Origin of the sequence: Leclercia adecarboxylata, assembly GCF_023639785.1 — a bacterium.
In the GTDB taxonomy this organism is placed as follows: Bacteria; Pseudomonadota; Gammaproteobacteria; order Enterobacterales; family Enterobacteriaceae; genus Enterobacter; species Enterobacter adecarboxylatus_D.
In genome coordinates this window covers 4,180,547-4,204,669 of the sequence record NZ_CP098325.1, presented here as the reverse complement: position 1 = coordinate 4,204,669, position 24,123 = coordinate 4,180,547, and the positions used below count along the sequence as shown (strand labels likewise).

Here is a 24,123-nt window from a genome sequence, read left to right as displayed (position 1 = left end):
TCGTTACTCGATGACGACCAGCGGCTCGTCAAATTCAACCGGCTGACCACTTTCGACCAGAATCGCTTTCACAGTACCTGACTTGTCAGCTTCGATCTGGTTCATCATTTTCATGGCTTCAACGATGCACAGGGTATCGCCCGCGTTAACTTTCTGGCCCACTTCGATGAACGCTTTAGCGTCCGGGCTCGGGGTGCGGTAGAAAGTACCAACCATTGGGGAACGTACGATGTGACCACTGATTTCCGCTGCTGCTGGCGCTTCCATTGCTGGAGTAGCCGCTGGCGCGACAGCGTTAGACAGAGCTGGCTGCTGCATCATTGGTGCAGCGTAAGCTTGTTGCATAACCGGGAAGCCTGCGTTTGGCGCTGCACGGCTGATGCGTACAGACTCTTCGCCTTCAGAAATTTCCAGTTCGGAGATGCCTGATTCTTCAACCAGCTCGATCAGTTTTTTAATCTTACGAATATCCATGAGTGGGTTCCGTACTCTTTGTTTAGTGTGATTGTGACAGGCGTTTTACCGCTGTCTGTAAAGCGAATGAATAACCGTCAGCCCCCAAACCACAGATGACGCCAGCGGCGATATCCGACAGGTAGGAGTGGTGGCGGAACGGCTCCCGCGCATGCACGTTGCTGAGGTGGATCTCAATAAATGGGATACTCACTGCCAGCAGCGCGTCGCGAATAGCAACACTGGTGTGCGTAAACGCGGCCGGATTGATCAGGATATAGTCCGTGGTGTCTTTAGCCTGATGAATTCGGTCGATGAGTGCGTACTCCGCGTTTGACTGAAAATGGTCAAGTTCCACATTAAGCGCCGCTGCTTCGCTACCCAGACGTTTAACAATCTCGGTTAACGTCAGCGTGCCGTACTTCTCGGGTTCACGGGTGCCGAGCATATTCAGGTTCGGTCCGTTCAAAACTAAGATGTGAAACTTGTCAGCCATTGTGCCGCTATCTCCTGCGAATCTACGGTAAAAAACAAAATATACCTTCGATGCGCGATTGTCACCCTCTCAGGCTATGAAAAACCCGTCGGGGAAACCAAAGTGGCACATTATAACGATTTCGTAGCATTTGGCAGCTAAATACTGGTCTTATCAGGGAAGATTATCAACAGCATTCGGATAAATACCCGGGATGGGTAAAAGATCTGCGGGAATACGCACGTTTTCGCTCCTTATCGCCACCACTGGCGAAACTTCTTGTAACGCCATGCCAGAAGGAGGCCAGCCAGCACGGCGTAGACGATCGGCTGTGGCGAGAGAATTTTCACTGACCAAAGGTAGTGGACAGGGGCGAGGATCGCGACAAGGTAGACAAAATTATGCAGAAGTTGCCAGCGCCTTCCCAATTTTCGCTGGGCGTATTGCGTGGAGGTGAGGGTTAATGCCAGCAAAATTATCCAGCTGATAATCCCGAGCGTCAGGTAGGGACGGGTCACCAGTTCGCTCCCCAGCAGGGCCAGATTATTAATGCCCAGCTCCAGCAACGCATAGCTGGTGAGATGTAACGTTGCCCAGGCAAAGCACCACAGGCCTAACAGGCGGCGGGTGCGGATCAGCAGAGGCTGTTTAGCGTAGCGCGCCAGCGGCGAAACCAGCAGAGTCGCCAGTAAAAACTTCAGCGCGGTTCTGCCGGTAAAATGCTGGATGTCCTTTGCCGGATCGGCGCTGAAACCGCCATGGCTGGCAGCCCAGAACAGCCATATAAAAGGAAGCAACCCTGCAAGATGCAGGGCCACTTTCAGCCAGGTAATCTGTTTTGCCGTCAGACGCACTTAGAAAAACTCCTTTAAGTCGAGGCCGCGATAGAGTGACGCGACCTGGTCGGCATAGCCGTTAAACAGCAGTGTAGGCTGGCGCTTCACGTCCAGCGCACCGCCTGAGCCAATAAAGCGCTCCGTGGCCTGCGACCAGCGCGGGTGATCGACATGCGGGTTCACGTTAGCGTAAAAACCGTATTCGTTCGGTGCGGCAAGGTTCCAGGTGGTTGGCGGACGCTCGCGGGTCAGCTTGATACTGACGATGGATTTAATCCCTTTGAAGCCATACTTCCAGGGTACAGTCAGGCGAACAGGGGCGCCGTTTTGCGGTGGGAGCGCTTTACCATACACGCCGACGGTGAGCAGCGTGAGAGGATGCATTGCCTCATCAATACGCAGCCCTTCCACGTACGGGTAATCGAGCCCGCCGCCAATAAACCGGTCTTTCTGGCCCGGCATGATTTCCGGCGCGTACAGGGTCTGGAAGGCAACGTATTTCGCATCGCTGGTGGGTTCCACCAGGGCCAGCAGTTTGTGCAGCGGAAAACCAATCCACGGCACCACCATCGACCAGGCTTCGACGCAGCGCATGCGGTAGATGCGCTCTTCCAGCGGGAAGCGGGTGGTTAAATCGTCATAATCCAGGGTTAGCGGTTTTGCCACTTCGCCGTCGATTTTTAGCGTCCAGGGGTTAGTTTTCAGGCTTCCGGCGTTGGCCGCAGGGTCGGCTTTATCCAGACCAAACTCATAAAAGTTGTTATAGCCCGTCACTTTCTCTTCAGGGGTCTTCGCAAGCTGGCTTTGCCACTGTGCGGGCTGGGTAAAGGTGAGGGGCTTGCCGGGGGGCGCTTTTGGACGATCGTTGCCCTTAAACCAGTCCAGCAGATCGGCCTGGGCGAGGGGCGAGAGCGTCAGCGCACCGGCACCAATCCCCAGCATCTTCAGGATCTGGCGGCGCTTGAGCATAAAAACGGATTCCGCGGTGATATCGGCTTCCGTCAGGGGTTTCACTTTCATGGCTTCCTCCGTCATGCATTTTTCTAAGCATGACGGAGGAGCGGGGTTAAAGCGAATATGTCACGAAAATTTGAAGATTAAGCCAGCTTCACCAGGGTACGGCCCTGGATCTGGTTATTGATGATCTTCGCGGCGTACTCCGGTGCCTGTTCAAGGCTAATCTGGGTGGCGCTTTGGTCGTAGAAGGCGGCTGGCAGGTCGCGAACCAGTCGTTCCCAGGCCTGGGCGCGGCGCGCTGGCGGAGTCATCACTGAATCCACCCCCTGCAAACGGACGTTGCGCAGAATAAACGGCATCACCGTGGTCGGCAGGGCAAAGCCGCCCGCCAGACCGCAGGCCGCCACACAGCCGCCGTAGTTCATCTGCGCCAGCACTTTCGCCAGCACTTTGTCGCCCACGGTATCAACGGCCCCGGCCCAGATCTGTTTTTCCAGCGGACGGGTGTCATTGAACTCATCCCGGCCGAGAATACGGCTGGCGCCGAGGGTGCGCAGGTAGTCATGGGTACTTTCACGGCCGGACACCGCCGCCACCTGATAGCCCAGCTTATGCAGCAGCGCGACCGCCGTACTGCCGACGCCGCCGCTGGCACCTGTCACCACCACTTCACCGGATTCAGGACGTACGCCGGCCTCTTCCAGCGCCATCACGCACAGCATCGCGGTAAAACCGGCGGTGCCGATGATCATCGCTTTACGGCCATCGAGCCCGTCAGGCATTGGCACCAGCCAGTCGCCATTGACGCGCGCCTGTACCGCCAGCCCGCCCCAGTGATTCTCACCCACGCCCCAGCCGGTCAGTAGCACCTGCTGGCCAACGTGAAAACGCGGATCTTCACTTGCGTGTACGCGCCCGGCAAAATCGATACCTGGAACCATTGGGAAATTACGGATGATTTTGCCCGTACCCGTGATGGCGAGGGCGTCTTTGTAATTAAGGCTGGACCAGTCGATGTCAACGGTCACGGCACCTTCAGGCAGACGGCTCTCCTCAATAGATTGCACTGATGCAAGAGTTTTGCCTTCCTGCTGTTCTAAGATCAAAGCCTGCATACGAATTCCTTACCTGGGATGATGATTGGAAAAAAATTTTTGAAGACTATACTCGCTCAATGACATGCGATGCCGATTTAACGCAATAAATTGCCAGATACACCGGATTTGGTAGTATGCCGATGCCGTATTGCAAGTTAGTGCTCACTTGCTGTCCTCACCAACTCACGGAGTAATCTCAAGGATGCGATTATCGACGAAGTTCTCCGCTTTTATCTCCTTGCTTACCGGGGTGACCATTTTTGTCACCTTCATCGGCTGCTCGCTCAGTTTCTATAATGCGATCCAGGGGAAGCTGGCGAACCGCGTTCATTCCGTGGCGTCGGTGATTGATGCCCGCCTTGTCAGCACACCCTTTCCGGAACTTTCCCGTGAACTGGATGAGCTGATGGCCCCGGTGGATATCACGCGGGTGGAGATTAAGCAGGGCGATCACATCCTGTTAAGACATACCGGGCAAACATCTTACCGCCAGGCAGGTTCTCCTCCCCAGACCCTCGAGCTCACCGTTCCCTCCCTGAAAAACCCCGGCCTGACAATAAGCCTGGTCTATCAGGACCCAATGACCACCTATTTTCGTTCAATGATGACCACCGCACCGCTCACCCTGGCGGTATTCTTCGTAGTGGTGTTGATCTTCCTGGCGGTGCGCTGGCTGCGGCGTCAGCTCTCCGGGCAGGAGCTACTGGAGTCGCGGTCAGCGCGGATCCTCAACGGGGAGCGCGGCGCGCAGGTGCGTGGCTCAGTTTATGAATGGCCATCACGCACCAGCAGTGCGCTGGACGTCCTGCTGTCCGAAATTCAGTTTGCCAGCGACCAGCGTAGCCGCATTGATACGCTTATCCGCTCCTATGCCGCCCAGGACAACAAAACCGGCCTCAATAATCGCCTGTTCTTTGATAATCAGCTGGGGACGTTGCTGGAAGATCAGGAGAACGTGGGTACGCACGGAGTGGTGATGATTGTCCGTCTGCCGGACTTCGATCTGCTAAAAGATAACTGGGGGCGGGCGGTTGCCGAGGAGCACCTGTTTACGCTCATCAATATGCTCTCCACCTTTATTATGCGCTACCCTGGCGCACTGCTGGCGCGCTATCACCGCAGTGATTACGCCGTGTTGCTGCCGCACCGCACTCTGAAAGAGTCTGAAAGCATTGCCGGCCTGCTGTTGAAATCGGTGGATGCGCTGCCGCCGAGCAAAATGCTCGACCGTGATGACATGGTGCATATCGGCATTTGCGCCTGGCGCGGCGGCCAGTCAACTGAACAGGTGATGGAGCATGCCGAAGCCGCCACCCGCAACGCGGTGTTGCAGGGGGCAAACGGCTGGGCGGTTTATGATGACTCCCTGCCCGAAAAAGGGCGCGGCAACGTGCGCTGGCGAACCTTAATAGAACAGATGCTCAGCCGCGGCGGGCCGCGGATTTATCAAAAACCGGCGGTGCTGACCAGCGGCCAGGTCCATCACCGGGAGCTGCTCTGTCGGATCTTCGACGGTAACGAAGAGGTGATATCAGCGGAGTATCTGCCGATGGTACTGCAGTTTGGCCTGTCCGAAGAGTATGACCGCCAGCAAATTTCCAGATTGATACCATTCTTATCCTTCTGGCCTGAAGAGCACCTGGCCCTGCAGGTAACGGTAGAGTCTTTGATCCGCCCGCGGTTCCAGCGCTGGCTACGAGATGTGCTGATGCAGTGTGAAAAATCGCAGCGTAAACGGATTATTTTTGAACTTGCAGAGGCGGATGTTGGTCAACACATCAGTCGGTTACAGCCGGTCGTTCGGTTGATGAATGCATTGGGCGCGCGCGTGGCGGTTACGCAGGCGGGTTTAACGCTGGTCAGCACCAGCTGGATCAAGGCGCTGGAGGTGGAGTTACTCAAGCTGCATCCGGGGCTGGTAAGGAATATCGAAAAACGCACGGAAAACCAGCTGCTGGTGCAGAGTCTGGTGGAAGCGTGCAAGGGAACGCAAACACGTGTATTTGCTACAGGCGTACGGTCGCGAACGGAATGGCAGACGTTGACAGAGCGCGGCGTGGCAGGGGGTCAGGGGGATTTTTTTGCAGCCTCTCAGCCTCTTGACAGCAATGTGAAAAAATATTCGCAAAGATACTCTGTTTAACCTGCCGTTTGGTGAGTTTTCACGTAGAATATCGCGCCTGTAGCGTGATGTATGACGAGCAAAATGACAGTGAACGACCTTTAACGGATTACAAATGAACGTGAGGAACGCTGTTTTTTCTCAGCCCTGAGGGAGTCAGGCGACGATTTGTAACAAAGGAAACGTGCTGCACAAATTTTCACCGTAGCAGGCGATTTTTGCGCCTTGTCGCTGCTGCGTGTGGTTGGTAAAGTAAGCGGATTTTGTTTTCCGCCCCAGCTTTCAGGATTATCCCTTAGTATGTTGAAAAAATTTCGTGGCATGTTTTCCAATGACCTGTCCATTGACCTGGGTACCGCGAATACCCTCATTTATGTAAAAGGACAAGGCATCGTACTGAATGAGCCTTCCGTTGTGGCCATTCGTCAGGATCGTGCTGGTTCACCGAAAAGCGTAGCGGCTGTAGGCCATGACGCTAAGCAGATGCTTGGCCGTACGCCGGGTAATATCGCTGCCATCCGTCCGATGAAAGACGGCGTTATCGCTGACTTCTTCGTGACCGAGAAAATGCTTCAGCACTTTATCAAGCAAGTGCACAGCAACAGCTTTATGCGTCCGAGCCCACGTGTTCTGGTTTGTGTGCCGGTTGGCGCTACTCAGGTTGAACGTCGTGCTATTCGTGAATCCGCTCAGGGCGCTGGTGCGCGTGAAGTTTTCCTGATTGAAGAGCCAATGGCTGCAGCAATCGGTGCCGGCCTGCCGGTTTCCGAAGCGACCGGTTCTATGGTTGTGGATATCGGTGGCGGTACCACAGAAGTGGCCGTTATCTCCTTGAACGGCGTGGTTTATTCCTCTTCCGTACGTATCGGCGGCGACCGCTTCGACGAAGCGATCATCAACTACGTTCGCCGTAACTACGGCTCTCTGATCGGTGAAGCCACCGCAGAGCGTATTAAGCACGAAATCGGTTCTGCTTACCCGGGTGACGAAGTGCGCGAGATCGAAGTTCGCGGCCGTAACCTGGCGGAAGGCGTTCCGCGTGGCTTTACCCTGAATTCCAACGAGATCCTTGAAGCGCTGCAGGAGCCGTTAACCGGTATCGTCAGCGCCGTCATGGTTGCCCTCGAGCAGTGCCCGCCGGAACTGGCTTCCGATATCTCCGAACGCGGTATGGTTCTGACCGGTGGTGGTGCGCTGCTGCGTAACCTCGACCGCCTGTTGATGGAAGAGACAGGTATTCCTGTCGTAGTTGCTGAAGATCCACTGACTTGCGTAGCCCGTGGCGGCGGCAAGGCGCTGGAAATGATCGACATGCACGGCGGCGACTTGTTCAGCGAAGAGTAGTCAGGTGTGAAAGGGTAGCGGATGGCTACCCTTTCTCTCTGACGCGAGAGTACGCATAGCCTATGAAGCCAATTTTTAGCCGTGGCCCGTCGCTACAGTTTCGCCTGATCCTTGGGGTGTTGGTAGCGCTTGGTGTCATTATTGCCGATAGCCGCCTCGGTATGTTCAGCCAGATCAGAACATACATGGATACCGCCGTCAGTCCTTTCTACTTTGTATCAAATGGTCCCCGTGAATTACTCGACAGCGTTTCACAAACCCTGTCCTCACGCGATCAACTCGAACTTGAAAACCGCGCGTTACGTCAGGAACTGCTGCTGAAAAACAGCGAACTGCTGATGCTGGGCCAGTATAAGCAGGAGAATGCCCGCCTGCGCGAACTCCTGGGCTCCCCGCTGCGTCAGGATGAGCAGAAGATGGTGACCCAGGTGATCTCCACCGTTAACGATCCTTACAGCGATCAGGTGGTCATCGACAAGGGCAGCGTCAATGGCGTGTACGAAGGCCAACCCGTTATCAGCGATAAAGGCGTCGTCGGCCAGGTGGTGGCCGTTGCCAAGCTCACCAGCCGCGTATTGCTGATTTGCGATGCGACCCATGCGCTGCCGATACAGGTTCTGCGCAACGACATCCGCGTGATCGCAGCCGGTAACGGCTGTACCGACGATCTGCAGCTGGAGCATCTGCCGGCGAATACCGATATTCGCGTTGGCGATGTACTGGTAACGTCCGGTCTCGGTGGGCGTTTCCCGGAAGGCTATCCGGTTGGGGTGGTCTCCTCCGTGAAGCTGGACACCCAGCGTGCCTACACCGTGATTCAGGCACGTCCTACGGCAGGCCTGCAGCGCTTGCGCTATCTGCTGTTGCTGTGGGGGGCCGATCGTAACGGCAGCAATCCCATGACGCCGGAAGATGTACATCGCGTGGCGAACGAACGCCTGATGCAGATGATGCCGCAGGTTTTGCCTGCGCCAAACTCAATGGGGCCGCCAGCGCCAGTTCCTGCGCCGGCAACAGGGCTGACCCAGCCACCGCCTGATGCGCCGCCGCCACCGCAACTCTCCCCGGGAGGGCAATAGTGGCAAGCTACCGTAGCCAGGGACGCTGGGTTATCTGGCTCTCGTTTTTGATCGCGCTGTTGCTGCAAGTCATGCCCTGGCCGGATGACCTTCTCGTTTTCCGGCCAAACTGGGTGCTGCTGATTTTGCTCTACTGGATCCTCGCCTTACCGCACCGCGTAAATGTGGGCACAGGTTTTGTGATGGGTGCCATACTGGATCTGATCAGTGGCTCGACGCTTGGTGTACGCGCGCTGTCCATGAGTATCATCGCATACCTGGTCGCACTGAAATTCCAGCTCTTTCGTAATCTGGCGCTCTGGCAACAGGCGCTGGTGGTGATGTTGTTATCCATGGCCGCGGATATCATTGTTTTCTGGGCAGAGTTTTTAGTGATCAACGTCTCTTTCCGTCCGGAAGTGTTCTGGAGTAGTGTAGTTAACGGTGTGCTCTGGCCATGGTTATTCCTGCTGATGCGTAAGATCCGCCAGCAATTTGCCGTGCAATAAAAGGTTTCTATGACGTCTTTGTATCTCGCTTCCGGCTCCCCGCGTCGTCAGGAGTTACTCACTCAACTGGGTATCGCTTTCGAACGTATCGTTACCGGCATTGAAGAAAAACGTGCTGAGGGCGAAAGCGCGCAACAGTACGTTTCCCGCCTCGCGCGGGAGAAAGCGCAGGCAGGCTTGGCGCAGGTGCCGCGTGATTTACCGGTGCTGGGCGCAGATACCATCGTGATCCTCAACGGTGAAGTCCTCGAGAAACCGCACGACAGCGAGCAAGCGTTCAAAATGCTGCGCAAATTGTCCGGACAAACGCATCAGGTGATGACCGCCGTCGCGCTGGCAGACAGTCAGCATGTACTGGACTGTCTGGTTGTCACTGATGTCACGTTCAGAGTACTCACTGATGAGGATATCGCCGGCTATATCGCCAGCGGTGAACCTATGGATAAAGCAGGTGCATACGGTATTCAAGGGTTGGGTGGCTGTTTTGTCAGGAAGATCAATGGCAGCTATCACGCCGTAGTCGGCTTACCGCTGGTGGAAACGTATGAGTTGCTGGGCAATTTTAACTCACTGCGTGAGGGAAGGGATAATTATGACGGCTGAATTGTTGGTAAACGTAACGCCATCGGAAACCCGTGTGGCCTACATTGATGGCGGCATTCTTCAGGAAATCCATATTGAGCGTGAAGCGCGACGCGGAATCGTAGGCAATATCTACAAAGGTCGTGTCAGTCGTGTACTACCGGGTATGCAGGCGGCATTTGTAGATATTGGACTCGATAAAGCGGCCTTTCTGCATGCCTCGGATATCATGCCGCACACCGAATGTGTGGCAGGAGAAGAGCAAAAGCAGTTCACCGTCCGTGATATCTCCGAGCTGGTGCGTCAGGGCCAGGATCTGATGGTGCAGGTAGTGAAAGATCCCCTGGGCACCAAAGGCGCACGCCTGACCACCGACATCACTTTACCCTCCCGTTATCTGGTCTTTATGCCTGGCGCTTCACATGTTGGCGTGTCTCAGCGTATTGAGAGCGAAAGCGAGCGCGAGCGGCTGAAAAAAGTCGTAGGCGCTTACTGCGACGAGCAGGGCGGGTTTATTATTCGCACCGCCGCAGAGGGGATCAGCGAAGAAGATCTGGCCTCGGATGCCGCCTACCTGAAACGTGTCTGGACCAAAGTGATGGAGCGTAAAAAACGCAACCAGACTCGCTATCAGCTGTACGGTGAGCTGGCGCTGGCCCAGCGCGTCCTGCGCGATTTTGCCGATGCCCAGCTGGACCGCATCCGCGTTGACTCCCGTCTGACCTATGACGCGCTGCTCGAGTTCACCGCCGAGTACATTCCTGAAATGCCGGGCCTGCTGGAGCACTACACCGGGCGCCAGCCGATTTTCGATCTGTACGACGTCGAGAACGAAATCCAGCGCGCGCTGGAGCGTAAGGTTGAGCTTAAATCCGGCGGCTATCTGATTATCGACCAGACCGAAGCGATGACCACAGTGGATATCAACACCGGGGCGTTTGTCGGGCATCGCAATCTGGACGACACCATTTTCAATACCAACATTGAAGCGACGCAGGCCATTGCGCGCCAGCTTCGTCTGCGCAATCTGGGCGGCATCATCATCATCGACTTTATCGATATGAGTAATGAAGACCACCGCCGCCGCGTGCTGCATTCGCTGGAGCAGGCGCTGAGTAAAGATCGCGTCAAAACCAGCATAAACGGCTTCTCCCAGCTTGGGCTGGTGGAAATGACCCGCAAGCGCACCCGCGAAAGCGTGGAGCATGTGCTGTGCAACGAGTGCCCGACCTGCCATGGCCGCGGCACGGTGAAGACGGTTGAAACGGTCTGCTATGAGATCATGCGTGAGATCGTCCGCGTGCATCACGCCTACGACTCCGACCGTTTCCTGGTCTATGCTTCTCCTTCGGTGGCGGAAGCCCTGAAAGGGGAAGAGTCACATGCCCTTGCGGAAGTGGAAATCTTTGTCGGCAAACAGGTAAAAGTGCAAATCGAACCGCTCTATAACCCGGAGCAGTTTGACGTGGTGATGATGTAAAACGCAGCGTGCTGCGAGAAACGGCTGACAAGGAGAGAGGCGTGAGGCGACTGCCGGGGATTTTACTGCTTACAGGGGCAACGCTGATAGTGATTGTCGCGCTGCTCGTAAGCGGGCTGCGTCTCGCATTGCCGCATCTGGACAACTGGCGCCCGCAGCTGCTGGCAAAGATAGAGTCCGCAACCGGCTTACCCATTACGGCAGGCCAGCTTAACGCAAGCTGGCAGAATTTTGGCCCGACCCTTGAAGTGCGCGATATCAACGCGCAGCTGAAAGACGGCGGCCACCTTAAAATCAGTCGTTTGACCCTGGCGCTGGACGTATGGCAAAGCCTGCTGCACCTGCGCTGGCAGTTTCGCGATCTAACCTTCTATCAGCTGCAGTTTCTGACCAATTCCCCGTTGCGCAGCAACGAACAGGGCGAGGGCTTCGAAGCAAGCCGCGTCAGCGATCTGTTCCTGCGCCAGTTCGATCATTTTGATCTGCGCGACAGCCGTATCAGCTTTATCACCCTTTCAGGGCAGCGCGCCGAACTGGCGATCCCCCAGTTAACCTGGCTTAACGGCAAAGAGCGCCATCGTGCCGAAGGCCAGGTGAGTCTCTCCAGCCTGAACGGACAGCACGGCGTGATGCAGGTGCGCATGGATCTGCGTGACGACAACGGCCTGCTGAATAACGGCAAAGTCTGGATGCAGGCCGACGACGTTGACGTCAAACCCTGGCTGGGGGAGTGGCTGCAGCAGAACATGCAGCTCGAAACCGCGCGCTTCAGCATTGAAGGCTGGATGACCCTCACCAACGGCCAGTTCGCCAGCGGCGATCTCTGGCTGAAGCAGGGAGGCGCCACCTGGCCGGGTAAAACGCGCCAGCATGCGCTCTCTGTTGATAACCTCACCGCGCACGTGACTCGCGAGAAAGAGGGCTGGCAGTTTGCCATTCCGGATACCCGCATTACGCTGGACGATAAAGCATGGCCGCGCGGAGCGCTGTCGCTCGCCTGGATCCCTGAGCAGGACGTGGGCGGAACCAACAGCAAACGCAGCGATGAACTGCGCATTCGCGCCAGCAATCTGGAGCTGTCTGGTCTCGACGGGCTGCGGACCCTTGCGGCGAAACTCTCTCCGGCGCTGGGTGAAGTCTGGCAGGCTACTCAGCCGGTTGGGGCAATTAACGCCCTGGCGCTGGATATCCCGCTGCAGGCAACGGAAAAGACCCGCTTTAACATCGCCTGGACCGATCTCGCCTGGAAGCAGTGGCAGATGCTGCCGGGGGCCGAGCATTTCAGCGGCACCCTGGAGGGCAGCATGGAAGATGGCCGCCTTGTGGCCCAGATGAACGATGCGAAAATGCCGTATGAAACCGTCTTCCGCGCCCCGCTGGAGATCGAAAAAGGCACGGCGACCCTTCACTGGCTGAAGAATGAGAAAGGGTTCCAGCTCGACGGGCGCGACATCGACGTAAAAGCGAAAGCGGTGCACGCCCGGGGCGATTTCCGCTATCTGCAGCCGGCGGGGGATGAACCCTGGCTGGGGATCCTGGCGGGCATCAGCACCGATGACGGCTCCCAGGCCTGGCGCTATTTTCCTGAAAACCTGATGGGCAAAGCGCTGGTGGACTACCTGAGCGGCGCCATTCAGGGCGGTCAGGCGGACAGCGCGACCCTGGCCTATGGCGGCAACCCGCATCTGTTCCCCTATAAGCACAACGAAGGTCAGTTCCAGGTGCTGGTGCCGCTACGTAACGCCACCTATGCCTTCCAGCCTGACTGGCCGGCGCTGAAAAACCTCGATATTGAGCTTAATTTCATCAACGACGGCTTGTGGATGAAAACCGACGGCGTGGCGCTGGGCGGCGTGAAGGCCAGCAATTTGACCGCGGTGATCCCCGACTACTCCAAAGAAAAACTGCTGATCGACGCCGATATCAACGGGCCCGGTAAAGCGGTTGGCCCGTACTTCGAAGAGACGCCGTTAGACGACTCACTGGGCGCCACGCTCCAGCAACTCCAGCTTGATGGTGATGTGAATGCTCGCTTACATCTCGACATCCCGCTGGACGGCACCATGACCACCGCTGAAGGCGACGTCAGGCTGAAAAACAACAGCCTGTTCATTAAGCCGCTGAACAGCACGCTAAAAAATCTGACCGGCCAGTTCAGCTTTGTGAACGGCGATCTGAAAAGTGGACCGCTGACCGCGAACTGGTTTAGCCAGCCGGTGAATATCGATTTCTCAACTACCGAAGGCGAGAAAGCCTACCAGGTGGCCGTCAATATGGATGCCAGCTGGCAGCCCGCGCGGATGGACGTGCTGCCAAAAGTGGTCAGCCAGTCCCTTGAAGGCCGCGTGCCGTGGAACGGCAAAGTGGCGATCGATCTGCCTTACCGTGGCAACCCGCATTACAAGGTGGATATCAGTAGCGACCTGAAGAGCGTCAGCAGCGATCTGCCTTCCCCGCTGAACAAGAGCGCGGGCGAGCCGCTGCCGGTGAAGCTGAACGTCGACGGGGATCTCAACAGCTTCATTCTGACCGGCAACGCCGGCGGAAAAAATCACTTTAACAGCCGCTGGCTGCTGAACCGCAAGCTGACGCTGGACCGCGCTATCTGGACCACCGACAGCCGTACGCTGCCGCCGCTGCCAGAACAGGCGGGCGTGGAGCTCAATCTTCCGCCGATGGACGGGGCAGAATGGCTGGCGCTTTTCCAGCGCGGAGTGGGGCAAAATGTGGATGATGCGGCGCAGTTCCCGCAGCACATCACGGTACGCACGCCAGCCCTGACGCTGGGTGGCCAGCAGTGGAATAACCTGAGCATCGTCTCGCAGCCCACCATTAACGGTTCAAAAGTTGAGGCCCAGGGGCGGGAGATCAACGCCAGCCTGCTGATGCGTGATAATGCGCCCTGGCAGACAGATATCCGCTATCTCTATTACAACCCGGCCACCGTCACTGGTGGAAAAGGGAATAACGTCTCGCCGTTAGCCAGCACCACGCGAATCAACTTTAGCGGCTGGCCTGACTTACAGCTGCGCTGTGCCGAGTGCTGGCTGTGGGGGCAGAAGTATGGCCGTATTAATGGCGACTTCACCATTAAGGGCGATACCCTGAGTCTGGCAGGCGGGCTGATTGATACCGGCTTCGGACGCCTGACCGCCAACGGCGAGTGGGTTAACGGCACCCGCGAGCAGCGCACCTCTCTGAAGGGGCAAGTTAAGGGGAGAAAGCTGGATGCGGCCGCAAACTATTTCGGCGTTACGACACCGGTTCGCGGTTCCTCATTTGACGTGGATTACGATCTGCACTGGCGCGACATGCCGTGGAAGCCTGACGAAGCCTCGCTGAACGGCATTCTTAAAGTACAACTGGGGAAAGGTGAAATCGCCGATCTCAGTACCGGCCATGCCGGGCAGCTGCTGCGTTTACTCAGTTTCGACGCCCTGCTGCGTAAGCTGCGCTTTGACTTCAGCGATACCTTTAATGAAGGCTTCTACTTCGACTCCATTCGCAGCACCGCGTGGATCAAAGACGGCGTTCTGCACACCGACGATACGCTGGTTGACGGGCTGGAAGCGGATATCGCCATGAAAGGCTCCGTCAATCTGGTGCGCCGTGAACTGGATATGGAAGCCGTGGTGGCACCGGAGATTTCGGCGACCGTGGGCGTGGCGGCGGCCTTTGCCGTTAACCCGATTGTCGGCGCGGCGGTGTTTGCCGCCAGTAAAGTGCTGGGGCCGCTGTGGAGCAAAGTCTCCATTCTGCGCTATCACATCACTGGCCCGGTGGATAAACCACAGATTAATGAAGTGCTGCGTCAGCCACGCAAAGATGCACAGCAATGATTTGACGCGGGCAATTAATTGCCTCACTCTCAATAGATAAGATCTTAGATACGTCCTGTGGACGGCAACGAACGAGTAGCAAAACGATGAGTCTGAACCTGGTAAGTGAACATCTGCTGGCAGCGAACGGCCTGAGCCATCAGGACCTGTTTTCCATTCTTGGTCAACTGACCGAACGCCGTCTCGACTACGGCGATCTCTACTTTCAGTCGAGCTATCACGAATCCTGGGTTTTAGAAGACAGCATCATTAAAGATGGCTCTTACAACATCGATCAGGGCGTCGGCGTGCGTGCCGTCAGCGGTGAGAAAACCGGTTTTGCCTATGCGGACCAGGTAAGCCTGGCAGCCCTGGAGCAGAGCGCCCAGGCGGCTCGCACTATCGTGCGCGAAAATGGCGATGGCCGGGTGAAAACGCTGGGCGAAGTGCAGCACTCTGCGCTCTATACCAGCGTCGATCCGCTGCAAAGCATGAGCCGTGAAGAGAAGCTGGATATCCTGCGTCGGGTGGACAAAGTGGCCCGCGCGGAAGACAAGCGCGTGCAGGAAGTCTCTGCCAGCCTGAGCGGCGTGTATGAGCTAATTCTGGTGGCGGCGACGGACGGCACGCTGGCCGCCGACGTGCGTCCGCTGGTGCGTCTCTCCGTCAGCGTGCTGGTGGAAGAGGACGGCAAACGTGAGCGCGGCTCCAGCGGCGGCGGCGGACGTTTCGGTTATGAATGGTTCCTGAACCCGGTGGAGGGTGAAGTACGCGCCGACGCGTGGGCAAAAGAGGCAGTGCGCATGGCGCTGGTTAATCTCTCTGCCGTTGCGGCACCTGCGGGTACGCTGCCGGTGGTGCTGGGTGCGGGCTGGCCTGGCGTGCTGCTGCACGAAGCGGTAGGCCACGGTCTGGAAGGTGATTTTAACCGTCGCGGCACCTCCGTATTCAGCGGTCAGGTTGGCGAGCTGGTGGCTTCTGAACTTTGTACAGTGGTGGACGACGGGACGATGCTCGATCGTCGTGGCTCAATCTCCATCGACGATGAAGGCATCCCGGGTCAGTACAACGTGCTGATCGAAAATGGCATCCTGAAAGGCTACATGCAGGACAAACTGAATGCGCGCCTGATGGGCGTTGCGCCAACCGGTAACGGTCGCCGTGAATCTTATGCGCACCTGCCGATGCCGCGTATGACCAACACCTATATGCTGGCGGGTAAATCCACGCCGCAGGAAATTATCGAATCCGTTGATTACGGGATCTTTGCGCCGAACTTCGGCGGTGGCCAGGTGGATATCACCTCCGGTAAATTTGTCTTCTCCACCTCAGAGGCCTATCTGATCGAGAAGGGCAAAGTGACCAAAGCGGTGAAAGGCGCCACCCTGATTGGTTCTGGTATCGAAGCGATGCAGCAGATCTCCATGGTCGGTAACGATCTGAAGCTGGACAACGGCGTTGGTGTCTGCGGCAAAGAGGGGCAGAGCCTGCCGGTCGGTGTCGGCCAGCCAACCCTGAAGGTAGATAACCTGACCGTCGGCGGTACCGCTTAATTTTACCTTAACCCTCTCCCTGAAAGGGAGAGGGGACTCTCCTCACTCTTTCCTTCCCCGCATCTCCTGAAACAGCGCCGCCACCTTCACAAAATAGTCCGTCAGATAGTTAATGCACACCTGCACCTTCAGCGGCAGCTTGTCCTTTTCGGTATAGACCGCATACACCGGACGTGGATCCGACTGATAACGCGGGAAGAGGATCTCCAGCTCACCGCTGTTGATCTCGTTGATCACCCACATCAACGGCACATAGGCGATCCCGGCGCCCGCCACCAGCCAGCGGGAGATGGTCATCGGATCGTTGGTCACAAAGCGCCCCTGGGGCAGCAGTTTTGTCGAGAGCCCCTCTGGCGCGACCAGCTCGAACTCGTTGTCCGGGCGCACGCTGTACTCAAGCCAGGCGTGATTGCTGAGGTCTGCCGGTTTTTCCGGGATCCCCGCTCTGGCGAGGTACTTTTTGGACGCGCACACCACCATTGGCATACTGCCCAGACGACGCGAAAAGAGGCTGGAGTCCTGCAGGGCGCCCACGCGGATCACCACGTCCAGCCCATCGGCAATCAGATCCGGGGCGGGGATACCGGTGACCAGATTCACCGTCAGCCCCGGATACTCCTGCAACATATCCGCGGTCATTTCGGCCAGGACATTTTGTGCCATAGTTGAAGAACAGCCGATACGCAGCGTGCCGATGGGGGTGTTGTTGAAGGCGTAGAGTTGCTCATGCACCGACTGGGCTTCATACAACATGCGCCGACAGCCCTGATAATAAATTTTGCCGGCTTCCGTCAGGCCGAGGCTGCGGGTGCTGCGGTTGAGCAGCTTCACCTGGAGGTCATCTTCCAGTTTGGCAACGGTCTGGCTGATCGACGAGACGCTCATCTGAAGTTGCCTGGCCGCGGCGGTAAAAGAGCCCAGCTCAACGACTTTGGCAAAAACTGACATCCGTTTAAGACGTTCCATTATTCACTCTGAGTTAAAAGTGATTTAGATCACATATGATAGATAACAGCATAACAGTTACGCTAATATATTATTAATACATTATAGCTACGCCACTCTCGCCCGGCTTTTCTGGCCACTTCTGCGGTGCCGTACGCTGAATAATTCTTTCGCCTGCTCGCTCTAATCAAGGTCAACATGAGTCTGTTTCCCGTTATCGTGGTGTTCGGATTGTCGTTCCCACCGATATTCTTCGAACTACTTTTATCACTGGCGATTTTTTGGCTGGTGCGAAAGGTGCTGGCTCCAACCGGGATCTATGATTTCGTCTGGCACCCTGCATTGTTCAATTCCGCGCTGTATTGCTGCCTGTTCTATCTGGTATCGCGCCTGTTTGTTTGAGGTAGATGTGAAAACGCTAACAAGAAAAATCTCCCGTACCGCCATTACGCTGGCACTCGTCATCCTCGCGTTCATCGCTATTTTCCGCGCGTGGGTCTATTACACCGAGTCGCCGTGGACCCGTGATGCACGCTTTAGCGCCGACATCGTGGCCATCGCCCCGGACGTGGCGGGGCTCATCACCGCCGTTAACGTGCACGACAACCAGCTGGTCAAAAAGGATCAGGTGCTGTTCACCATCGACCAGCCTCGTTACCAGAAAGCGCTGGAACAGGCCGAAGCGGATGTCTCCTACTACCAGGCGCTGGCGGCGGAAAAACGTCGTGAAGCCGGACGCCGTAATAAACTGGGCGTGCAGGCGATGTCCCGGGAGGAGATAGACCAGTCCAATAACGTGCTGCAAACCGTTCTGCATCAACAGGCGAAGGCCGAAGCGACCCGCGATCTGGCGAAGCTCGATCTCGAGCGTACCGTCATCCGCGCGCCGTCCGACGGCTGGGTGACCAACCTTAACGTCTATACCGGCGAATTTATTACCCGCGGCTCTACCGCCGTGGCGCTGGTCAAACAGCACTCCTTCTACGTGCTCGCCTATATGGAAGAGACCAAGCTGGAAAACGTCCGCCCAGGTTACCGGGCGGAGATCACCCCCCTTGGCAGTAACCGTGTGCTGAAGGGCACCGTCGACAGCGTGTCGGCAGGGGTGACCAACTCCAGCGCCACCCGCGACAGCAAAGGGATGGCGACGGTCGATTCCAATCTGGAGTGGGTGCGCCTGGCCCAGCGTGTGCCGGTACGCATTCGTCTGGATGAACAGCAGGGCGACCTGTGGCCTGCAGGAACAACGGCAACGGTAGTGATCACCGGTGAGAAAGACCGGGATGCCAGCCACGACTCGCTGTTCCGCAAAATTGCCCACCGCCTGCGTGAGTTTGGTTAATCGCCATGGGTATTTTCTCCATCGCCAACCAGCACCTGCGCTTCGCGGTTAAGCTGGCCTTCGCCATCGTGCTGGCGCTGTTTGTCGGCTTCCACTTTCAGCTGGAAACGCCCCGCTGGGCGGTGCTGACGGCGGCGATTGTCGCTGCTGGCCCGGCGTTTGCGGCGGGCGGTGAACCCTACTCCGGCGCCATTCGCTATCGCGGGATGCTGCGTATCGTCGGCACCTTCATCGGCTGTATCGCCGCGCTGACTATCGTTATCCTGATGATCCGCACTCCGCTGCTGATGCTGATGGTGTGCTGTATCTGGGCCGGTTTTTGTACCTGGATCTCCTCCCTGGTGCGGGTGGAGAATTCCTACGCCTGGGGGCTTTCCGGCTATACGGCGTTAATCATTATTATCACCATCCAGACTAACCCCCTGCTGGCACCGCAGTTTGCCGTGGAACGTTGCAGTGAGATCGTCATGGGGATCGTCTGTGCGATCGTGGCGGATCTACTGTTCTCCCCGCGCTCGATCAAACAGGAAGTGGATCGTGAGCTGGATGCGCTGATCGTCGCCCAGTATCAGCTGATGCAGCTGTGCATTAAGCACGGCGACAGTGAAGAGGTGGATAACGCCTGGAGCGCGCTGGTGCGTCGTACCACCGCCCTGGAAGGGATGCGCAGCAACCTTAATATGGAGTCGTCCCGCTGGTCGCGGGCTAACCGCCGCCTGAAGGCGCTCAATACCGTCTCCCTGACGCTGATCACTCAGGCCTGTGAAACCTACCTGATCCAGAACACCCGTCCCGAGGCGATCACCGATACCTTCCGGGAGCAGTTTGCCACACCCGTTACTACCGTTCAGGATGTGCATAAACAGCTGAAACGTATGCGTCGGGTGATTGCCTGGACCGGTGAACGCGATACGCCGGTGACCATTTACACCTGGGTCGGGGCGGCGACGCGCTACCTGTTGCTCAAACGCGGAGTGATAGGCAATACCAAAATCAGCGCCACCGAAGAGGAGGTGCTGCAGGGCGAAGTGGTGGTCAAGGCCGAGTCGGCGGAACGTCATCATGCGATGGTGAACTTCTGGCGCACCACGCTCGCCTGTATGCTCGGGACGCTGTTCTGGCTATGGACCGGCTGGACCTCCGGCAGCGGCGCGATGGTGATGATTGCGGTGGTCACTTCTCTGGCGATGCGTCTGCCCAATCCCCGGATGGTGGCGCTCGATTTTCTGTACGGCACCCTGGCAGCGCTGCCGCTTGGCGCCTTCTATTTCCTGGTGATCCTCCCGTCCACCCAGCAAAGCATGCTGCTGCTCTGTATCAGCCTTGCCGTCATGGCCTTCTTTATTGGTATCGAGGTGCAGAAGCGACGCCTGGGTTCGCTGGGGGCGCTGGCCAGTACCATCAATATTCTGGTGCTGGATAACCCGATGACCTTCCACTTCAGCCAGTTTCTCGACAGCGCGCTGGGGCAGATTGTCGGCTGCTTCATGGCGATGATGGTGATCCTGCTGGTGCGCGATAATTCACAGGCCCGAACCGGACGCGTGCTGTTAAACCAGTTTGTCTCTGCTGCCGTCTCGGCGATGACCACCAATACCGCCCGGCGTAAAGAGAATCACCTGCCTGCGCTCTATCAGCAGCTCTTTTTATTGCTGACCAAGTTCCCGGGAGATATCGCTAAGTTCCGCCTGGCCCTGACGCTGATCATCGCTCACCAGCGTCTGCGTAATGCGCCGATACCGGTGAATGATGACCTCTCGGCGTTCCACCGCCAGCTGCGGCGTACTGCGGATCATGTGATCTCTGCTTCCAGCGACGACAAGCGCCGACGCTACTTTACGCAACTGCTGGGGGAGCTGGAGATCTACCAGGAAAAACTGCGCATCTGGGAGGCACCGCGCCAGGTGACCGAACCGGTGCAGCGGCTGGTGGGCATGCTGCATCGTTACCAGAATGCCCTGACCGACAGCTGATCCTCCTGAAAACCGACGCCATAAGCGTCGGTTTTTTTATGGCTATACTTATTCGGACAAGTACTTAAACCCGAATTGGGAGGATACATGGCTACCCAGGCTCTTCAGGACAGTGCGCTATTTCAGACCGGATATTTAGTCGATGGCGTATGGAAAACGCTCGATACAACATTCGATGTACTTAATCCGTCTACCGGGGCTGTGATCGCTCAGGTGGCAAAAGCAGGTAAAACAGAGACCGAAGAGGCCATCGCCGCCGCGAGCCGTGCCTTCCCGGCCTGGCGTGCCAGAACCGCAAAAGAGCGTTCGGCCATACTCTACCGCTGGTATGAACTCATCATTGAAAACAAGCAGTGGCTTGGCCAACTGATGACCACCGAGCAGGGCAAACCGCTGAAAGAGGCGGAAGGGGAAGTGGAGTACGCGGCGAGCTTTATCCAGTGGTTTGCCGAGGAGGCCAAACGCGCTAACGGCGAAATCATCCCACCCGTTAAACCCGGCTCCCGCATTCTTGCCACCCGCGAACCTGTTGGCGTGGTGGCAGCCATCACTCCGTGGAACTTCCCCATGGCTATGCTGACCCGCAAGCTGGGCCCGGCGCTGGCGGCCGGCTGTACCGGCGTCATAAAACCGGCCAATAACACGCCGCTGAGTGCTTTTGCGCTGCTGACGCTGGCTAAAAAAGCGGGCGTACCGGACGGCGTGCTTAACGCCGTCGCGGGCAATACCGCTGAGATTAGCGACGCGATCATGTCCAGCCCTGAGGTGCGCAAAATCTCCTTTACCGGTTCGACGGCGGTCGGCAAAACCCTGATGCGCAACGCTGCCGGGACCATGAAAAAAGTCTCGATGGAGTTGGGCGGTAACGCGCCGTATATCGTCTTTGACGACGCCGATATTGATGCCGCGGTGAAAGGGGCCATTGCCAACAAATTCCGCAATGCGGGTCAGGTTTGCGTCAGCGTTAACCGTTTCTATATTCAGGAATCGGTGTACGACGAGTTCGTCAGCAAACTCGCCGCGGCCGTTAACGACTTAAAAGTGGGGGATGGTCTGGAAGAGGGCACCGTTGTCGGGCCGCTGATTGAAGCTGCCGCGGTAAAAAAAGTGCGCGAGCACGTTGAGGATGCGGTTGCTAAAGGGGCCAGAGTACTGGCGGGCGGCAAGGCTCATTCCTTGGGGGGAAATTTCTGGCAGCCGACGGTACTGGGGGATTGTCATGAAGGGATGGCGCTTGCCAGCGAAGAGACCTTCGGACCCGTGGCGGCCTGCTTCCGCTTTACCTCGGAAGAGGAGGTCATTCAGCGCGCCAACAATACGCCATATGGCCTGGCCGCCTATTTCTATACTCAGAATCTGCAGCGGGTGTTCCGCGTTTCTCAGGCCATTGAGAGCGGCATGATTGGGATTAACGAATGCGCCGTTTCCACAGAACTGGGGCCTTTTGGCGGGGTGAAAGAGTCGGGGCTGGGCCGCGAAGGGTCAGTACTGGGACTGGAGGAGTTCCTGGAAGTGAAAACCCTGCATATCGGGGGATTATAATCGGCGGGGCGGCATAAGCCGCCCACCTGGACAGGGTGGCTGGGAATGAATATCTATACGTTTGATTTTGACGAAATCGACAGTCAGGAAGACTTCTACCGTGAATTTTCACGAACCTTTGGTATGGCACAGGAGAGCGTGACGGATCTGGACTCCCTGTGGGAAATCGTGACCAGCAGCCAGTTGCCGCTACCGCTTGAAATCGAATTTATCCATTTGCCGGAGAAGCTGCGCAGGCGTTTTGGCGCGCTGATCCTGCTGTTTGATGAGGCGGAAGAGGAGCTGGAAGGGCAGATTCGCTTTAACGTACGTTAGTGCAGGCATAAAAAAGCCCCTGCGGAGCAGGGGCAAGTCGTAAATCAATACGACGAGGGTTTATTTGTACAGCTCGGCCGTGGCATGCCAGTGGTCGCCTGTATTCAGTTCGGTAATGCGATAGCTACTGGCACCCGCTTTTTCCGCTTTTGCTGCCAGGGCCTGGCGCACGTCCATTGGCGAACCAGCAACTTCGGTAACGCCTACGCTACCGAGGGATTGCAGGCCTTGTGCCTGTTCCGCGTTAACCTGATGCACAGCCGCGCTGGCACCAAATGAGAGAACGGAAGCTAAACCTGCGGCGATGATTAATTTAGTGTTCATAGTCTTTACTCCTTACTGGGCAAGCTCAACGGCAAGAAGGGTTGTGCTGCTATTTTTATACCTGGTGCCGTTGAACAGAGATATCGGGTAGTTCGGGTAATGCTCGGTACGACTTATTTGTACAGCTCAGCAGTAGCATGCCAGTGGTCACCGGTACGCGCTTCGATCACGCGGTAGGAAGAGGCACCCTGCTCTTGTGCTTTTTTGTTCAGCATCTGGTTCATGTCCATCGGCGAAGTACCGATTGCACCGATTGAAACGGTACCGATAGATTCACGAGACTGAGCCTGATCGGCGTTGATCGCATCGGCGGCAAAAGCACCGAAAGACAGAACTGACAGAATGCTTAGAGTGGCTACGGTAGTTTTGATTTTCATGATTCTTTTCCTCGTCATATTCTTTACTGGGGTCTTCGTTTCGTGACCCTCATCACAAAATCGAGTATACACTAATAACGGCAAAAATTAATACCATGCTAATTGTTTCTTGTGTAATCACGTGTTAAGAACAAGCGTTTTTATAACCACAGGGAATAAAAAATCGAGGTTCAGGTGGGTGTTATCCTGTTATTTCTAATTAAATTAATGGGATGCGATACTTTGATTATTCGTGCGATCCGGGAGTCTATCATTCACTGCATGAATGTATTTGGGCAGAAAATCGCACTATTTGTTAAATTACAGATAACAGATTGTAGGGAAAAACGCGGCGGGAGCAGAAGGTTCCCCGCTGCCGAAGGCAGCAGGGAAGGGGATCAGAGTTCTTGTTCGAACAGCACCAGGATGGCTTCGTAGAGGTCTTTCACCGAGAAACCGTTAGCCGGGGTCGTGAAGATAGTATCGTCACCGGCGATGGTGCCGAGGATACCTTCCGCTTTACCCAAAGAGTCGAGCAGGCGCGCAATCAGTTGAGCAGCCCCAGGGCTCGTGTGGATCACCACCACGGCATCGTTATAGTCGATGTCCAGCACCAGGTTCTTCAGCGGGCTCGAGGTTGTCGGAACCCCTAGTTCGGCAGGCAGACAGTAGACCATCTCCATTTTGGCGTTGCGGGTACGCACCGCGCCAAATTTGGTTAACATGCGGGAGACTTTCGACTGGTTGATGTTTTCGAAACCCTCTTCCTGCAGGGCCTGGACAATCTCACCCTGAGAACTAAATTTTTCTTCTTTAAGCAGCGCCTTAAACGCTTTAACCAATTCTTCTTGTTTAGAAGAGATTCGCATAAATCACCCGAAATATAGCGGTAGAAACAACATTATTATGCACATGGATGAATTTTTATGCAAATAATCTGCCCAATCTTAGGCTGAAATAATGTTATGAAAGGGAGTGATTTTATCAAAATTCGTTATCAAGGAACATGCCTGCGTCACGCCTCGCAAATAAGCTTAAAAGT

At 56.4% G+C, this 24,123-nt stretch carries 22 protein-coding genes; 13 read left to right on the top strand and 9 right to left on the bottom strand.

Annotation, left to right across the window (positions count from 1 at the left end; all coding sequences use genetic code 11):
* Positions 1–3: 3 nt before the first annotated feature.
* From accB to acuI, 5 genes are all read right to left on the bottom strand, one after another.
* The gene (gene accB / locus NB069_RS19810; protein WP_142487299.1) at positions 4–474 is read right to left on the bottom strand and encodes an acetyl-CoA carboxylase biotin carboxyl carrier protein; all 471 of its coding nucleotides are present in this window, start codon (positions 472–474) and stop codon (positions 4–6) included.
* A gap of 22 nt (positions 475–496) precedes the next feature.
* The gene (aroQ, locus tag NB069_RS19805) at positions 497–949 is read right to left on the bottom strand and encodes a type II 3-dehydroquinate dehydratase (protein ID WP_250586349.1); all 453 of its coding nucleotides are present in this window, start codon (positions 947–949) and stop codon (positions 497–499) included.
* Positions 950–1,182: 233 nt separating this feature from the next.
* Positions 1,183–1,782 carry a protein-methionine-sulfoxide reductase heme-binding subunit MsrQ gene (gene msrQ, locus NB069_RS19800; protein WP_250586347.1) on the bottom strand — a complete coding sequence of 200 codons (600 nt, stop codon included), beginning with the start codon at positions 1,780–1,782 and terminating at the stop codon, positions 1,183–1,185.
* Complete coding sequence (msrP, locus tag NB069_RS19795) at positions 1,783–2,784, bottom strand: protein-methionine-sulfoxide reductase catalytic subunit MsrP (protein ID WP_250586345.1); 1,002 nt, start codon at positions 2,782–2,784, stop codon at positions 1,783–1,785. It abuts the gene before it with no gap.
* A gap of 77 nt (positions 2,785–2,861) precedes the next feature.
* Positions 2,862–3,836, bottom strand: a complete 975-nt coding sequence (gene acuI, locus NB069_RS19790; RefSeq protein WP_250586343.1) for an acrylyl-CoA reductase (NADPH) — start codon at positions 3,834–3,836, stop codon at positions 2,862–2,864.
* A gap of 184 nt (positions 3,837–4,020) precedes the next feature.
* Here acuI and csrD point away from each other — a divergent pair, with 184 nt between their 5' ends.
* The 8 genes from csrD to tldD all read left to right on the top strand — a co-directional run bounded on the left by csrD (position 4,021) and on the right by tldD (position 16,284).
* Positions 4,021–5,961, top strand: coding sequence for an RNase E specificity factor CsrD (csrD, locus tag NB069_RS19785; RefSeq protein WP_250586341.1), 1,941 nt, complete (start codon positions 4,021–4,023; stop codon positions 5,959–5,961).
* A 279-nt stretch (positions 5,962–6,240) separates the two neighbouring features.
* Positions 6,241–7,284: a rod shape-determining protein MreB gene (gene mreB / locus NB069_RS19780; protein WP_000913396.1), complete on the top strand. Its 1,044-nt coding sequence runs from the start codon at positions 6,241–6,243 to the stop codon at positions 7,282–7,284.
* A 62-nt stretch (positions 7,285–7,346) separates the two neighbouring features.
* Positions 7,347–8,363, top strand: coding sequence for a rod shape-determining protein MreC (mreC, locus tag NB069_RS19775; RefSeq protein WP_250586339.1), 1,017 nt, complete (start codon positions 7,347–7,349; stop codon positions 8,361–8,363).
* Positions 8,363–8,851 carry a rod shape-determining protein MreD gene (gene mreD / locus NB069_RS19770; RefSeq protein ID WP_250586337.1) on the top strand — a complete coding sequence of 163 codons (489 nt, stop codon included), beginning with the start codon at positions 8,363–8,365 and terminating at the stop codon, positions 8,849–8,851. The genes mreC and mreD overlap by 1 nt, the downstream gene beginning before the upstream one ends.
* Positions 8,852–8,860: 9 nt before the next feature.
* Complete coding sequence (locus NB069_RS19765) at positions 8,861–9,454, top strand: Maf family protein (RefSeq protein ID WP_250586335.1); 594 nt, start codon at positions 8,861–8,863, stop codon at positions 9,452–9,454.
* Positions 9,444–10,913 carry a ribonuclease G gene (rng, locus tag NB069_RS19760; RefSeq protein ID WP_039030638.1) on the top strand — a complete coding sequence of 490 codons (1,470 nt, stop codon included), beginning with the start codon at positions 9,444–9,446 and terminating at the stop codon, positions 10,911–10,913. Before NB069_RS19765 ends, rng begins: the two co-directional genes overlap by 11 nt.
* A gap of 41 nt (positions 10,914–10,954) precedes the next feature.
* A complete protein-coding gene (gene yhdP, locus NB069_RS19755; protein WP_250586333.1) occupies positions 10,955–14,752 on the top strand; it encodes an AsmA2 domain-containing protein YhdP in 3,798 nt (1,265 codons plus the stop codon).
* Positions 14,753–14,838: 86 nt separating this feature from the next.
* On the top strand, positions 14,839–16,284 hold the full coding sequence (gene tldD / locus NB069_RS19750) for a metalloprotease TldD (protein ID WP_250586331.1): 1,446 nt from the start codon (positions 14,839–14,841) through the stop codon (positions 16,282–16,284).
* 42 nt (positions 16,285–16,326) lie between these two features.
* Here tldD and aaeR read toward each other — a convergent pair whose 3' ends face one another.
* Positions 16,327–17,250, bottom strand: a complete 924-nt coding sequence (aaeR, locus tag NB069_RS19745) for an HTH-type transcriptional activator AaeR (protein ID WP_250586329.1) — start codon at positions 17,248–17,250, stop codon at positions 16,327–16,329.
* Positions 17,251–17,427: 177 nt separating this feature from the next.
* On the opposite strand from aaeR, the gene aaeX reads away from it, so the two are divergent.
* The 5 genes from aaeX (at position 17,428) to NB069_RS19720 (ending at position 22,401) form a co-directional block, all read left to right on the top strand.
* Positions 17,428–17,631 carry a p-hydroxybenzoic acid efflux pump operon protein AaeX gene (gene aaeX / locus NB069_RS19740; protein ID WP_032614553.1) on the top strand — a complete coding sequence of 68 codons (204 nt, stop codon included), beginning with the start codon at positions 17,428–17,430 and terminating at the stop codon, positions 17,629–17,631.
* Positions 17,632–17,638: 7 nt separating this feature from the next.
* On the top strand, positions 17,639–18,571 hold the full coding sequence (gene aaeA, locus NB069_RS19735) for a p-hydroxybenzoic acid efflux pump subunit AaeA (protein WP_250586327.1): 933 nt from the start codon (positions 17,639–17,641) through the stop codon (positions 18,569–18,571).
* 5 nt (positions 18,572–18,576) lie between these two features.
* The gene (gene aaeB, locus NB069_RS19730) at positions 18,577–20,544 is read left to right on the top strand and encodes a p-hydroxybenzoic acid efflux pump subunit AaeB (protein ID WP_250586325.1); all 1,968 of its coding nucleotides are present in this window, start codon (positions 18,577–18,579) and stop codon (positions 20,542–20,544) included.
* Between the two features lie 87 nt (positions 20,545–20,631).
* Positions 20,632–22,086, top strand: a complete 1,455-nt coding sequence (locus tag NB069_RS19725; RefSeq protein WP_250586323.1) for an NAD-dependent succinate-semialdehyde dehydrogenase — start codon at positions 20,632–20,634, stop codon at positions 22,084–22,086.
* Positions 22,087–22,131: 45 nt separating this feature from the next.
* Complete coding sequence (locus tag NB069_RS19720; RefSeq protein ID WP_250586322.1) at positions 22,132–22,401, top strand: barstar family protein; 270 nt, start codon at positions 22,132–22,134, stop codon at positions 22,399–22,401.
* Between the two features lie 60 nt (positions 22,402–22,461).
* Here NB069_RS19720 and yhcN (NB069_RS19715) read toward each other — a convergent pair whose 3' ends face one another.
* The 3 genes from yhcN (NB069_RS19715) to argR all read right to left on the bottom strand — a co-directional run bounded on the left by yhcN (NB069_RS19715) (position 22,462) and on the right by argR (position 23,950).
* Positions 22,462–22,725 carry a peroxide/acid stress response protein YhcN gene (gene yhcN, locus NB069_RS19715; protein WP_250586320.1) on the bottom strand — a complete coding sequence of 88 codons (264 nt, stop codon included), beginning with the start codon at positions 22,723–22,725 and terminating at the stop codon, positions 22,462–22,464.
* Positions 22,726–22,838: 113 nt separating this feature from the next.
* Complete coding sequence (yhcN, locus tag NB069_RS19710; RefSeq protein ID WP_250586318.1) at positions 22,839–23,102, bottom strand: peroxide/acid stress response protein YhcN; 264 nt, start codon at positions 23,100–23,102, stop codon at positions 22,839–22,841.
* Between the two features lie 377 nt (positions 23,103–23,479).
* Positions 23,480–23,950, bottom strand: a complete 471-nt coding sequence (gene argR, locus NB069_RS19705) for a transcriptional regulator ArgR (protein WP_032614540.1) — start codon at positions 23,948–23,950, stop codon at positions 23,480–23,482.
* Positions 23,951–24,123 lie beyond the last annotated feature (173 nt).